Origin of the sequence: Herbaspirillum sp. C7C8 (assembly GCF_022627875.1) — a bacterium.
In the GTDB taxonomy this organism is placed as follows: Bacteria; Pseudomonadota; Gammaproteobacteria; order Burkholderiales; family Burkholderiaceae_D; genus Herbaspirillum.
Genome location: NZ_JABXGG010000003.1, coordinates 101658 through 114533, shown reverse-complemented (window position 1 = coordinate 114533; position 12876 = coordinate 101658). Strand labels below are relative to the sequence as shown.

Genomic DNA, 12876 nt, shown 5'->3' with positions numbered 1-12876 from the left:
TCAAGATTGGCTTGGCTGGCCGAATTGCGTATCATCCAACGCTTGTTTTTCCTTACTGCATAAACGCTTAACTGCTTAATTGCTCAACTGTTGACTGGGTTTCACCATGCTGCCTTCTATCGAACAACGACTCGCCCTTGAACTCGCCGCCAAGCCGGTTCAGGTCGCTGCCGCCATCGCCTTGCTGGACGAAGGTGCCACCGTTCCCTTCATCGCCCGCTATCGCAAGGAAGTCACCGGCGGACTGGACGATGTCCAACTGCGTCTGCTGGAAGAACGTCTGCGTTATCTGCGCGAGCTGGAAAGCCGCCGCGCCGCGATCATCGCCTCCATCGAAGAGCAGGGCAAGATGACGCCCGTGCTGCTGGACGCCATCACCCACGCGGAAGACAAGACCCGCCTGGAAGACCTCTACCTGCCCTACAAGCCCAAGCGCCGCACCAAGGCCCAGATCGCCGCCGAAGCCGGCCTGACCGAGCTGGCCGATGCGCTCCTGAATGATCCGACCCTGAACCCGGAAGAAGAAGCGGCCAAGTTCATCAAGCCCGCCTTCACCACCGACAACGGCGACAACCCCGGCGTGCCCGATACCAAGGCCGCCCTCGATGGCGCGCGCCAGATCCTCATGGAACGTTTCTCGGAAGATGCCGAGCTGCTGCAAAGCCTGCGCGAATACCTCACCGAGCATGGCGTGGTCGAATCCAAGGTGATCGAGGGCAAGCAGGATGCCGGTGAAAAATTCGCCGACTATTTCGATTACTCCGAGACCTATTCCACCATCCCCTCGCACCGTGCGCTGGCGCTGTTCCGTGGCCGCCGCGAAGAGATGTTGAACGTCATCCTGCGCCTGGATACCGAAGAAGAGAAGCCGAAGTGGGATGCCCCGCACAATCCCTGCGAAGGTCGCATTGCTTCACGTTTCGGTGTGTCCAACAAGGACCGTCCGGCCGACAAGTGGCTCTCCGACACGGTGCGCTGGGCCTGGCGCGTGAAAGTCTTCATGCACCTCGAAACCGAGCTGATGACCAATCTGCGCGAGAAGGCCGAGGCCGAAGCCATCAACGTCTTCGCCCGCAACCTGAAGGACCTGCTGCTGGCCGCACCGGCCGGCCCGCGTTCGACCATGGGTCTGGACCCGGGCCTGCGTACCGGCGTGAAGGTCGCCATCGTGGACGCCACCGGCAAGGTCGTGGCCACCGACACCATCTATCCGCACCAGCCGCGCAATGACTGGAACGGTTCGCTGCACACCCTGTCGCAACTGGCCGAGAAGCACAATGTCTCGCTGATCTCGATCGGCAACGGCACCGCCTCGCGTGAAACCGACAAGCTGGCCCAGGACCTCATCAAGCTGCGCCCGGAGCTCAAGCTCACCAAGATCGTGGTATCCGAAGCGGGCGCATCGGTGTATTCGGCCTCCGAATTCGCCTCCAAGGAATTGCCGGACCTGGACGTGTCGCTGCGTGGCGCGGTCTCGATTGCGCGCCGCCTGCAGGATCCGCTGGCCGAGCTGGTCAAGATCGATCCCAAGTCCATCGGCGTGGGCCAGTACCAGCACGACGTGAGCCAGTCGCAACTGGCGCGCTCGCTGGATGCCGTGGTCGAGGACTGCGTCAACGCGGTTGGGGTCGATGTGAACACCGCTTCCGCGCCGCTGCTGGCGCGCGTCTCAGGACTGAACGCCAGCGTGGCACAGAGCATCGTGTCCTATCGGGATATGAAGGGTATGTTCAATTCGCGCGCAGCCCTGCGCGAGGTGCCGCGCCTGGGCGAGAAGACCTTCGAGCAGGCGGCCGGCTTCCTGCGCGTGATGAATGGGGAGAACCCGCTGGATGCCTCGGCAGTCCACCCGGAATCCTATCCGCTGGTGGAAAAGATCCTGGTCGACATCAAGAAGGATGTGAAGAGCGTGTTGGGCCAGACCTCGCTGCTCAAGGGCTTGTCTCCGGCCAAGTATGCCGACGAGAAGTTCGGTGTGCCCACCGTCACCGACATCCTGAAGGAGCTCGACAAGCCGGGCCGCGACCCGCGTCCTGAATTCACCACCGCGACCTTCAAGGAAGGCGTGGAAGAGATCAAGGACCTGCGCGTGGACATGATCCTGGAAGGCGTGGTCACCAACGTGGCGGCCTTCGGTGCCTTCGTCGACATCGGCGTGCACCAGGATGGCCTGGTCCACATCTCGGCGCTGTCCAACAGCTACGTGAAGGACCCGCACACCGTGGTCAAGGCGGGCCAGGTGGTCAAGGTCAAGGTGCTGGAAGTGGACGAGAAGCGCAAGCGCATCGCCCTGACCATGCGCCTGAACGACACCGCGCCTGCCCCGGGCGCGCGCAACGAACAGCGCGGTGATCGCACCGATTCGCGCCGTCTGTCGCAACACCAGAACCAGCGCGGGCGTGAGCAGGCACCGGCCAACAATGCGATGGCGGCGGCGTTTGCCAAGTTGCGTGGGTGATGTGAACGGCTGACTGCGTTGTCATGGGCATCCGCTTTTGTGGATGCCCATGCCTCATGAAGTCCATGAACGATGGCTGCTCCTTGTGGGAGCAGCCATTTTTTTTTTATGCGGCCCACAACATGCGGCCCGATGCCATAGAGTTCTCCAACTATTTTTAGTTATGCCATGTAAAACGCTGCATTTGTGAGCGATGGACTCGTCTTTCATTACCATGGCTGCCCTCGTAGTCGTGTCTGTCGATGAGATGCCGCAACGCTCCTTCCTCTCGTCCAGACCGGACATCGCGATCATGGAAAGGAACCGAGGATGAGTTTGCACGTGGGAGATCGGCAGTGGTCACCGCATCTGCCTGACCCAATCAGTCAGCGGCGCGCGTTCGCCCGGCGCCCTGGAGCAAGCGGCCTGCGGGCACTTTTCCTCCAGACCTCGTGTATCCCGGCGGCCTTTGCTCCATCCCGCCTTTCTTTCGCTCCCGCATGATCAAGCGCAGCCAACTGAAACACCCGAAGCTGTTTCGCTTCCTCATCCTGATCATCGGAACATTCGCGCTGGCCGGATCGGAACTGACAGCAGGTTTTTCGATGGTGTTGCTATTCCATGCGGCCTTGCTGCTGGTGCACTACCACTGGCCGAGCAGACTCGGATGGTGGCTGATCACCGGCTGCATGGTACTGCCAGTCCTGCTGGTCACAGGACTGATATGGCGCACTTCCGGTTACCCAGTGAGCTTCGGAGACTATTCTGGTTTTTCCGTTCTCTTCGCCAGTTTCCTGATCACGATGGTGGCAATGGTCTTGCTGATTTTCTACGCCGCCCAAGTGAACAACGCCATGGTCTGAACGAGCATCCGGTGCCCCTGTCATGACCATCCTCCTGGAACCTCCCGTCACCATGAAAAATATACGCATCCAAAGAGCGAGACTGCTGCTTGTGCTCATTTTGATCCTGACCGTCCTCAGCATTTCCCTGAATGTGCTGATCTATCTATGGCTTCAGGAGCGCTTCCTGCTTTCATCCTTGCTGCTGCCGTTGATTCTGACACTGCATTACCTCTTTCCCAGCAAGGGCGGATATCACTGTATCGCTACCCTCGCCGCGGTAGCGAGCTTGTATCTCCTCTGGAAGTTGATCTTCATCTATACCTTGTTCTCCGACAGCTCCCTGCCGACAGACTATCTTGCCCTGTATTTACTGCCATCCGCGCTGCCCCTTGTCTTCTTGTTCCTCATCGTTTATGCGGCGCGTATCACCTCCGGTCCCGCGCAGACGACGCCGCCTGATGCGTCCAGCGTTCCGGGTCAGCCCGAGGCCCAAGGATGAGCAAGCGCCTGAAATACCCCGAGCTGCTGTTGGCCGTCATCGTATTCACCGGAGTCTGCATCTTTCGCGGACTGGTCTTCGCCAGCGCTTATTCGCTGTTCTTTCTCATCCCGCTATGGCTGCTGATCTGGCATTACGCGATGCCGACCCGCACGGGATGGCTGCTCATCATCGCGTTCATGCTGCTGCCTTATCTATTCATGCTGGGAGAGGTGTGGCGCCTGGCTGATTTCCACCTTGATCTTGCAAGCCTTGGTAACACAGGGATTGCAACGGCGATGGATCTTGTTCTGTCGGTGGCCTGGGTGCTCGTCACCGCTTATGCGAGTCAGGTGACGCGTGAAGACGCTTAGTCGTGGGTCATGTTTTTTATGCCAAGGAGTGTGATTTGCAATCAGAACCTGTGTATCAACTCGATCATCCCCGTCTGCTGAAGGCCTTGCTTGCCTTCATCGCCTTCGGTACTTTCAATACCATCTTGCGCCTGATCATGAGGCGGTTCGGTCCGCCGATCGGTTTCGATGTTCTGCTGCTCCTTGTGATCGCCGCCATACCGTGGATTCATTACCTCCATCCCAGCCGGATCGGCGCCGCGGTGATGAAGATACTGTGCGTGATCCAGGCCGTGGCCAGCGCGATTGAGCTCTTTCTCATCTTCGAGCCGGAATTCCAATTTTCCGGTGGCCCCGGAAAATGGTTGTTCTTCTTCGCGGCCCAGATTCTCTCCCTGGTCTTTCACTGTCTGTTGTTCAGGGCCGTCAACGTCCATGCGCAGAACAGCGGCTTTGACGAGACAGCCGAATGGCTCGATGGCCTCTCCAAAGACCGATAAAAAAAACGGCCGCCCGTTGGCGACCGTCAGCAGGGTGATGTCCAGCTTGGCGCCGGATCGCATCACGCGCTGGTACTGATCCGCGTCTGGCTCACCGAGACGGAAATGCTCACCGTCGTCTCGCTGGCCACCAGCGTGCCGCCCTGTCCATCCGCATTGCCATCGCTGCCGGTGCCATCCTCACCCTCCTGCTTGCCGCCCTTGACCTTGTTGATGAAGTCGCTCAGCGCCTTTTGAACCAGGTCGTAGGTCTTGTCGATGTTGCCGGCGATGTCACCCTGCAGCACGTTGAGACTATCGAGAATGCCGCGGGCTTCCTTGAAGCCCTGGTCGACGCCCTTGAAGATGAGATTCATGTAGTCATCGATGTTGCTGGCGTCTTCCTTGTCCGGGTTGTTCTGCTTGAAGAGGTCGAACATGTTGGTGATGAAGGAAACGATACGCCCGGCCGTAGCCTCGGGCGAATTGTCTTGCGTTGCCGCCGTCTGGATTGCGTTGTCGCCCAGCTGCGGGCGCAGGATGTCGTTGATGTTCTCGATGGCCGTCTTGTAGACCAGTGACAGCGGATCGTTCTGCGTCTGCAGCGACACCTCCAGCGATGATTGCACGATGGACAGGTTGAACTGGGCCTTGGCACCACTCACGGTGAGCAGGTTGGCTTGCTTGGCCTGGGCGATCTTGTCGCTGCTGGCGCTGTCGTCCGAGGTCGCGGACAGTTGGTCGTTGCCAGACGCCCCTGCAGAGCTCGACGAGGGGGAAGCGGAGGTGGTGGGCAGCAGGGACTTGGTGTCCACGCCGGTGGTGTTGCCGATTGCCATGACGGTCTCCTGAAAAAAAAGGGGATCCGGGCATCAAGGGGGAGACGGATCCACGGAAGCGAAACTGCGCACCATGCGCATCCACTCCATTGCTGCATAACGGCCCGTTCAAAGCGGACTTGATGTTGACAGAAATTTACATCCTTCAGTTTCTGGGATAGTTCGTTGACAAGTCTGCATTGCATTCGCGCAATCTTTCGAAGAGCCTTGCTGGAAAAGGATTTGCGGCGATACCGTGCGTGCCGTCGGGCGGCCTGAGATGGGCACAGGCAATCAAGAAAAAATGTAACGAAATGTGCGCAAGTTGCTGGCAGCGGGATTTCAATTGCAGTGAGGTAATGAAATCGTGCTGGCAGCAAGACAATGAGCGCGCACGGATGAGCTGAACGAAAACGCAACGTCTCGAGACACTGCGTTCAACGTGGGCTTTGCACCCACTCGCTCACGCCTCACTCCATCACGAACAGGCGTCGATGTTCGCGGATGGCATAGCGATCCGTCATGCCCGCGATGTAGTCGGCCACCTTGCGCGCCTGCTTGTCCAGCCGTTGGGTTTCATCGACGATGCCCTTGACCTGATAATCCGGCGGCAGCAGGTTGGGCTGGCCGATGAAGGTGTCGAACATCTCGGCGATGATGCGGCGTGCCTTGGCGGTCATGCGGTTGACCTGGTAATGGCGGTAGAGCTTCTCGCGCAGGAATTTCTTCAGGATGGCGGCTTCGGCAGCCATGGCATCGGAGAAGGCGATCAACTGCGGTGCATTGCGTACATCTTCGATGTCGCGGGGTGCGATCTCGGCGATGCGGCTGCGCGAGGTCTGGTTCAGATCGATGATGAGTGCATTGATCATGCGACGCACCGTCTCATGAATGACGCGACGGCCAGTGATGCCGGGGTAGGTCTGTTCGACCTCGCGCAGATGGCGCGCGAAGAAATCGACTTCGCTCATCAGTTCCATGGTCAGCAGTCCGGAACGCAGTCCATCGTCGATGTCGTGATTGTTGTAGGCGATCTCGTCGGCCAGGTTGGCCAGTTGCGCTTCCAGCGAAGGCTGTTTCTTTTCCAGGAAACGCACGCCGATCTCGCCCAGCTGCCGGGCATTGTGCAGGGAGCAGTGCTTGAGGATGCCCTCGCGCGTCTCGAAGGTGAGGTTCAGGCCATCGAAGGCAGCGTAGTGCTGCTCCAGTTCATCGACCACGCGCAGGCTCTGCAGGTTGTGCTCGAAGCCGCCGTGATGCTTCATGCAGTGGTTCAGCTCGTCCTGCCCGGCATGACCGAAGGGAGTGTGGCCCAGGTCGTGTGCCAGCGAGATGGCTTCCACCAGGTCTTCGTTCAGTTGCAGGTTGCGCGCGCACGAACGGGCAATCTGTGCGACTTCGATGCTGTGGGTCAGGCGCGTACGGAAAAGGTCGCCCTCATGATTGACGAAGACCTGCGTCTTGTATTCGAGACGGCGGAAGGCGGTGGAGTGGACGATGCGGTCACGGTCGCGCTGGAACTCGCTGCGCGATCCGGGCGGGGTTTCACTGTAGCGCCGACCTCGCGAACTTGCCGAGTGGGCGGCATAGGGGGCGAGATGGTCAGGCGCTTCAGTGTGCATGTTCATGCTCCGGTGCAGGCCGCCAGGGTTTGCAAGAGCAACTCCTGCGGCGCGTTGGTAATCAGAGGACTGCCCAGCGGCTTGATCAGGATGAACTTGATCGCGCCACCTTCATTCTTTTTGTCCACTTCCATGAGGTCCAGCCAGCGTTCCGTGCCCAGGTCGGGAGCCACGGTGGGCAGGCCGGCGGCGGCGGTCACGGCACGAATGCGTTCGCACGTGGCGGCATCGATGTAGCCCAGGCGCTGCGACAGGTCCGCCGCCATCACCATGCCACAGCCCACCGCTTCACCATGCAGCCACTGACCATAACCAAGGCCATTCTCGATGGCGTGGCCGAAGGTGTGGCCGAAGTTGAGGATGGCGCGCAGGCCACCTTCGCGCTCGTCCTGGCGCACCACCTCGGCCTTGATCTCGCAGGAGCGCTGGATGGCATAGGCCAGGGCGGCGTCATCCTTGGAGACCAGGCGCGCCATATTGGTTTCGATCCAGTCGAAGAAGGGCGCATCGATGATGGCGCCGTGCTTGATGACTTCGGCTATGCCGGCCGCCAGCTCGCGCGGAGGCAGGGTGTGCAGGGTGGCGGTATCGGCGATGACGGCCTGCGGCTGGTAGAAGGCCCCGATCATGTTCTTGCCCAGCGGATGATTGATGCCGGTCTTGCCGCCGACCGACGAATCCACCTGCGAGAGCAAGGTCGTGGGCACTTGCACGAAGGGCACGCCGCGCATGTAGGAGGCCGCGGCAAAGCCGGTGAGGTCGCCGATCACGCCGCCACCCAGCGCGACCAGAGTGGTCTTGCGATCACACTTGTCGGCCAGCAGACGATCAAAGATCTTCATCAGGCTGGCCCAGTTCTTCTCCTCTTCGCCATCGGGCAGCACGATCTCGGTGACCTGCTTGCCGGCTGCGCGCAGGGCCTGCGCTACCTTGTCCAGGTAGAGCGGGCCGACCTTGTCATTGGTGACGATGGCCACGCGCTTGCCCTTGACGTATTGCGGCAGCAGGGTGGGGTCGTCCAGCAGCCCGCGGCCGATGTGGATGGGATAGCTGCGCTCGCCCAGGTCGACGTTGAGGGTCAGGGAGGCGATCGTGGTGGCGGCGGAGGCGATGTTCTGGTTCATGCTGCGAAGGCTGGGTTCGGCGCTGGCAGCGCCATGAAGGATCTGGGTGGAATGACTGCGCGAGAGTGTGGTGGTGCCATCGGCAGCCTGGGTCAGGACTGCGCTGGCGGTTTCCAGGACGATGGTTTCCTCAGGTGCCGGTACCGCTTGCCAGGCACCTTCCTTGGGCGAGAGTTCCAGGTGGCTGATGATGGTCTGTACCAGGAACTGCACATTGGGCCGGTTGGTCTCGACCACGAAGTCGGCCACTTCGCGATACAGCGGATCGCGCTGGCGCGACAGCTCTTCGAGCTTGCGGCGCGGGTCGGCGGTTTGCAGCAGCGGACGGTTCTTGTCGCGCCCGGTGCGTTGCAGGATCTGGTTGATGCTGGCACGCAGGTAGACGACGGTGCCGCCTTTCTTGAGATTCTCGCGATTCTCGGCACGCAGGATCGCACCGCCGCCCGTGGCCAGCACGATGTCGGGCTGGGCTGCGAGCTCGCGGATGACCTCGGCTTCGCGGCGACGGAAGTTCTCCTCGCCCTCGATCTCGAAGATCACCGGGATGGTGGCGCCGGTCCGCGCTTCGATCTCGTGGTCCGAATCGACGAAACGCTTGTTCAGCTTTTTGGCCAGGGCCCGGCCTATGGTGGTCTTGCCGGCTCCCATCAGGCCGACAAGGAAGATGCTTCCCGTCATATCTAAGAATTCTGCGCTTTGCGCTACTGGCCAATGTCATGGCGCCGCACGTCTGCCGGCACGGTCGCCTGCCGCCCGGTGGACGGCTGTGTTGCCCGCTGCTGGCGGGCTCGCGCCCGGCGCCACGGGCCTGGAACAGCGATTTTACCGTTCTTTGCCCCGCCACCGGGGAAAAATCCCGTGGTCAGGTCCTTGCGGCTCAATACGGGCGCGGCGCGGCGACGATGCGTGGGGTCAGGAAGATCAGCAGTTCAGTCTTGTCCCGCACCTTGCTCTGGCTGCGAAACAGCGCCCCCAGCACCGGGATGTCGCCCAGCAGCGGCACCCGCGTCTCATGGTCATTGTCGGTCTGGGTATAGATGCCGCCGATGACGACCGTGCCGCCATCCTCCACCTGGACCTTGGTCTTGATGTGCTTGGTGTTGATGGCCAGTCCGCCGGGCGTGACGCTGCCCCGGCTGTCCTTGTTGACGTCCACATCGAGGATGACGTTGCCATCCGGCGTGATCTGGGGGGTGACCTCCAGCTTCAGGTTGGCTTTCTTGAAGGCGGTGGCGGTGCTGCCGTTACCGGCGGCTTGCTGGTAGGGAATTTCTTCGCCCTGTTCGATCAGCGCGGCCTGCTGGTCGGCTGTGACCAGGCGCGGGCTGGAGACGATCTTGCCGCGGCCTTCGGCCTCCAGCGCCGACAATTCGATGTTGAGAAAGCGCTGCGCGGCGGCATTGAAGAGGGTGAAGGCGAAGCTGCCGGGGGCGGCACCGCTGAGTCCATCGGCCGGCAAGTTCAGGGCCGGTTCGCGCAGGTACAGATCAGGTGTGGCGGGTGTCTGGCCGCTGCGCTCGCCGATGGCGGCGTAGCCATTGCCCACGGCGGCCCCGCGGGTGGTGGCGGCCAGCCCGAGCTTGACGCCCAGGTTGCGCGAGAAACTGTCATCGGCTTCCACGATGCGGGCTTCGATCAGGACCTGGCGGGAGGCCACGTCGATGCGCTCGATCAGCTTGCGTACGTTGGCCAGCACGGCCAGGGTATCGGTGACCAGCAACTGGTTGGTATGGCCGTCGATCATGGCGCTGCCTCGTCGCGAGAGCAGGGCGTTGCGGCGATTGGCTTGGGTGCTGCCGTCTTCGCCGATGCCCAGCGCCTTGCGCAAGGTATCGGCGCGCTGGTAATTGAGCTGGAAGCTTTCGGCGTGCAGTGGTTCGAGGTCGGCGATGCTGGCCTTCTGCTCCAGCTCCAGGCGTTCGCGCGCGAGCATCTCGTCGCGTGGCGCAACCCAGAGGACCTCGCCGTGGCGTCGCATTTCCAGCCCCCTGGCCTGCAGGATCAGATCCAGCACCTGGTCCCAGGGCAGATCCTTGAGGCGCAGGCTCAACTGTCCCGTGACCGTGTCACTGGCCATGATGTTCACACTGCCCTGCTCGGCCAGCACTTGCAGGGCGGTGCGCACGTCAATGTTCTGGAAGTTCAACGAGAGCCGCTGCCCGCCATAGGTCTTGCCCTCCTGCAAGCCCGTCTCCGCGCTCCTGCCGCCAGCGCCCGGACTGACCGGCAGGACATCGATCATCAGCTGCCGCCGGGTCTGGTAAGCCTGGTAGCGCCACGCGCCCTGCATCTCCAGCACCAGGCGGGCGCCGTCCTGATGGCCAAGTACCCGGTATTGCTGGACCGGCGTACCCAACTGGCTGGTCTCCACCTGCCGCCGCAAGGCCAGCGGTACCTTGGCTCCGGCGATGTCGACGATCAGGCGTGAGCCCAGCTGGCGTACCTGCACGGTGTGTTCGTTGCCGCCCAGTTCCACTGTCATGCGCGCCTCGCCCAGTGGGCCACGGCGCAGCTCAATCGATTGCAGCGCGACCGGATCCGCCGCAGGACGCTGCGCCAGTTCCACCATCAGACGATCCCCATCGGCGCGCAGTTGATAGGTGACGGCCTGCTTGAGCGAAACCTGAAGGCGCAGCCGCTCATCATCGGCGGCGAGCTGGATGCGCCTGACCAGACCGCTGCCGGCCAGAGTGCGGGCAAGCGTGTCGACGGCGCTGGTCCGTGGCAGGTCCAGCACCAGTTGCGGTGGATTGATCAGATGGAAGGTCCCGATTTGTGCCGGGTCCATCGGTGCCTGCAGCCGCAGTTCCAGCATCGTGCCGTCGGCACCCGGATGCAGGTGCAGGGACAGCAGTCGGTTCTCTGCGCTGGCAAGCTGGCTCACCAGCAGGGCGAGCAGGAGCAGGATCATCTTCATGGGGATACTCCGGGTCGGATCAGGCGGCGCCGGACGCTGCGCATCGGCGCGCGGGTCGGGGCCAGGCGCGTCGCCGCCATCGTTGGCGCACTGGCCGTCGGCAGGCTGGCCATGGTCAGGGTTTGGCGGGCACCGTCTTCCCGGCCCATATCGATTTCCTCTTCACGCACCGCCAGCACCCGGCCCAGGCTGCCGGGCAGCTCGTCGCCGGTTTGCAACTGCCGGGTGCTCCCCTGCAGTTCGACGATGGCGATCCATTGCTGGTCGCGCCGCAGCGTGCCCAGCAGTCGCAGCTCGGGTGCCGGCGTCGGGACGGGTGGAGTGGCGGTGCCGGTCGCGGCCTGGTGCCCGCTGTGTTGCTCCTCGTCTTCATCGTCGCGGGCGTCAACATGGGAGATGGTCTGCCGGTGCGGGCTGGCGGGTGGGGCTTCTCTCAGCGCAAAGGGATCGGGCAAGTCCGCATGCTCGGCAGGCTGTGCGTCATCCGTCGCCGGTCCGGACAGTCCGGCAGCAGCCGGAAGGGGCAGGGGGGACGCGGGCCGCGCCTGCAGTTGCGCGATCCAGGCCCGCGTGGCCTGCACTTCATCGGGAGGATCGATGGTCAGCAACACGCCCCCCACGATCCCCGCCAGCGACAGCGGCAGCAAGACCAGCCAGGGCAGGCTCATGGTGCGGACTCCTTCGTGTCACCTCCGGAAACGAGAGCAGCCCCGGGGGTGCTCACGGTGGCATGTAGCTGCAGTATTGCCTGGTCGCCCTGTTCGCTCACGTTGATGTCGAGCCGCTCGAACAGCACCGGGAGGGGGAGGCTGCTGACCAGTTCGACGAAACGCAGCAGGCCGGCGTGGCTGCCGCGCAGCGCGATGGTGGCGGCCAGCTTGCCGCTGAGCGGTTTGAAGGATTCCAGTGTCAGTCCGCATTCACTGGCGCGACGGGCCAGCTTGGTGTGCAGCAGATCCGGCTGCAACTGGTCGGCCGACCATAACTGCGCCTGTTGTGCGGTCAGCTGCATGAGCAGCGCGCTTTCACGTGATCGCAGGGCAGGCTGCTGCGCCCGCTGCGTCAGTGCCGCCTGATACTGCGCACGCAAATCCTGCTGGCGCTGGCGCGCTGCCTGGCGGCTGTCTTCCAGATCGCTCACGGCCAGCAGCAGTCCACTGCCGGCGCATGACAGCGCCACCAGCAAGCACAGGGCCAGGCGCGCCAACCGGGGCCAGTGCGCCGGATGCGTGCGCCAGCGGACCTGGCTCACCGGACAGCTCCTTGCGCGGGCGACGGGGAGGGCTGCAAGGGGATGGCCAGGGTGAAGGCATAGGCACCGTCCTCAGCCTGCAGGTCATGCAGGGCGGTGCCGTCCAGTCCGGCGGCGTCGAGGGCGACGACAAAGTCGCGCACCGCCTGGGCGCTGGCGGCCTGCCCGCGCAACTCGCCGCGCTCCCCTTGCAACAGAAGCCGGTGCAGCCGGATTTGCCCGGGGGTGGACTGGGCCGCCTGCGCCGCGGTTCGCATCAGGTGGGGAGCCTGCTGACGACGTCGGGTCAACTGCTGGTGCGCGGTGACCTGCTTTTCCAGCGCCGCAATCTGGTTGCGCAACGCGGCGCTTTGCCGGGCCTGGGGAGTCAGGGTGTGCAACTGTCCGGTCAGCAGCGCATTGGCCTCTTGCAGCGACGCCGTATGCAGGCGAACGCGCCAGCCGGGAAGGGCTGCCAGCGCAGCGCCCAGCAGCAGGGCGCAGGCGAGCATCCGATAAAAGCCGCGCTCGCGCGCGCGCCGCCGCTGCGCCGGGGAGCGCGAAAAATCCAT

At 62.7% G+C, this 12876-nt stretch carries 12 protein-coding genes; 4 read left to right on the top strand and 8 right to left on the bottom strand.

Annotated elements, in window-relative coordinates:
* The first annotated feature begins 106 nt into the window (after nucleotides 1-106).
* The 4 genes from HWE01_RS05070 to HWE01_RS05055 all read left to right on the top strand — a co-directional run bounded on the left by HWE01_RS05070 (nucleotide 107) and on the right by HWE01_RS05055 (nucleotide 4134).
* A complete protein-coding gene (locus HWE01_RS05070; protein WP_241821223.1) occupies nucleotides 107-2458 on the top strand; it encodes a Tex family protein in 2352 nt (783 codons plus the stop codon).
* Nucleotides 2459-2937: 479 nt separating this feature from the next.
* On the top strand, nucleotides 2938-3300 hold the full coding sequence (locus tag HWE01_RS05065; protein ID WP_241821222.1) for a hypothetical protein: 363 nt from the start codon (nucleotides 2938-2940) through the stop codon (nucleotides 3298-3300).
* 22 nt (nucleotides 3301-3322) lie between these two features.
* The gene (locus tag HWE01_RS05060) at nucleotides 3323-3781 is read left to right on the top strand and encodes a hypothetical protein (protein WP_241821221.1); all 459 of its coding nucleotides are present in this window, start codon (nucleotides 3323-3325) and stop codon (nucleotides 3779-3781) included.
* The gene (locus HWE01_RS05055) at nucleotides 3778-4134 is read left to right on the top strand and encodes a hypothetical protein (protein WP_241821220.1); all 357 of its coding nucleotides are present in this window, start codon (nucleotides 3778-3780) and stop codon (nucleotides 4132-4134) included. The genes HWE01_RS05060 and HWE01_RS05055 overlap by 4 nt, the downstream gene beginning before the upstream one ends.
* A gap of 41 nt (nucleotides 4135-4175) precedes the next feature.
* On the opposite strand, the gene HWE01_RS05050 is transcribed toward HWE01_RS05055, so the two are convergent.
* The 8 genes from HWE01_RS05050 to HWE01_RS05015 all read right to left on the bottom strand — a co-directional run bounded on the left by HWE01_RS05050 (nucleotide 4176) and on the right by HWE01_RS05015 (nucleotide 12876).
* Nucleotides 4176-4676: a hypothetical protein gene (locus tag HWE01_RS05050; protein ID WP_241821219.1), complete on the bottom strand. Its 501-nt coding sequence runs from the start codon at nucleotides 4674-4676 to the stop codon at nucleotides 4176-4178.
* On the bottom strand, nucleotides 4676-5431 hold the full coding sequence (locus HWE01_RS05045; protein WP_241821218.1) for a DUF5610 domain-containing protein: 756 nt from the start codon (nucleotides 5429-5431) through the stop codon (nucleotides 4676-4678). The genes HWE01_RS05050 and HWE01_RS05045 overlap by 1 nt, the downstream gene beginning before the upstream one ends.
* Before the next feature lie 449 nt (nucleotides 5432-5880).
* Complete coding sequence (locus tag HWE01_RS05040; RefSeq protein ID WP_034351432.1) at nucleotides 5881-7032, bottom strand: deoxyguanosinetriphosphate triphosphohydrolase; 1152 nt, start codon at nucleotides 7030-7032, stop codon at nucleotides 5881-5883.
* 2 nt (nucleotides 7033-7034) lie between these two features.
* A complete protein-coding gene (aroKB, locus tag HWE01_RS05035) occupies nucleotides 7035-8834 on the bottom strand; it encodes a bifunctional shikimate kinase/3-dehydroquinate synthase AroKB (protein WP_008332674.1) in 1800 nt (599 codons plus the stop codon).
* A 199-nt stretch (nucleotides 8835-9033) separates the two neighbouring features.
* On the bottom strand, nucleotides 9034-11073 hold the full coding sequence (locus HWE01_RS05030) for a type IV pilus secretin PilQ (RefSeq protein ID WP_241821217.1): 2040 nt from the start codon (nucleotides 11071-11073) through the stop codon (nucleotides 9034-9036).
* On the bottom strand, nucleotides 11070-11741 hold the full coding sequence (locus HWE01_RS05025; protein WP_241821216.1) for a hypothetical protein: 672 nt from the start codon (nucleotides 11739-11741) through the stop codon (nucleotides 11070-11072). The genes HWE01_RS05030 and HWE01_RS05025 overlap by 4 nt, the downstream gene beginning before the upstream one ends.
* A complete protein-coding gene (locus HWE01_RS05020) occupies nucleotides 11738-12325 on the bottom strand; it encodes a type 4a pilus biogenesis protein PilO (protein WP_241821215.1) in 588 nt (195 codons plus the stop codon). The genes HWE01_RS05025 and HWE01_RS05020 overlap by 4 nt, the downstream gene beginning before the upstream one ends.
* Nucleotides 12322-12876 (bottom strand): PilN family protein, encoded by a 555-nt coding sequence (locus tag HWE01_RS05015; RefSeq protein WP_241821214.1) that lies wholly within the window; start codon nucleotides 12874-12876, stop codon nucleotides 12322-12324. The genes HWE01_RS05020 and HWE01_RS05015 overlap by 4 nt, the downstream gene beginning before the upstream one ends.